The organism is Limosilactobacillus portuensis (assembly GCF_014838735.1).
Taxonomy (GTDB): Bacteria; Bacillota; Bacilli; order Lactobacillales; family Lactobacillaceae; genus Limosilactobacillus; species Limosilactobacillus portuensis.
In genome coordinates, this window is the sequence record NZ_JABUXQ010000072.1 from 1 (window position 1) to 627 (window position 627).

1 rRNA gene is annotated in these 627 nt (G+C 52.6%); it reads right to left on the reverse strand.

Features of this window, described 5'->3' with window-relative positions:
* Positions 1 to 623, reverse strand: a 16S ribosomal RNA gene (locus HUK49_RS10605); the annotation flags it as partial.
* Positions 624 to 627 lie beyond the last annotated feature (4 nt).

Genomic DNA, 627 nt, shown 5'->3' on the forward strand with positions numbered 1-627 from the left:
AACCGCCTGCGCTCGCTTTACGCCCAATAAATCCGGATAACGCTTGCCACCTACGTATTACCGCGGCTGCTGGCACGTAGTTAGCCGTGACTTTCTGGTTGGATACCGTCACTGCGTGAACAGTTACTCTCACGCACGTTCTTCTCCAACAACAGAGCTTTACGAGCCGAAACCCTTCTTCACTCACGCGGTGTTGCTCCATCAGGCTTGCGCCCATTGTGGAAGATTCCCTACTGCTGCCTCCCGTAGGAGTATGGACCGTGTCTCAGTTCCATTGTGGCCGATCAGTCTCTCAACTCGGCTATGCATCATCGCCTTGGTAAGCCGTTACCTTACCAACTAGCTAATGCACCGCGGGCCCATCCTGAAGTGATAGCCGAAACCATCTTTGAAACGAAAACCATGTGGTTTTCGTTGTTATGCGGTATTAGCACCTGTTTCCAGATGTTATCCCCCGCTTCAGGGCAGGTTGCCCACGTGTTACTCACCCGTCCGCCGCTCACTGGGAATCCAACGTCAATTCAGTGCAAGCACGTCATATCAGTTGGGCCAGTGCGCTCGACTTGCATGTATTAGGCACACCGCCGGCGTTCATCCTGAGCCAGGATCAAACTCTCATATAAAATA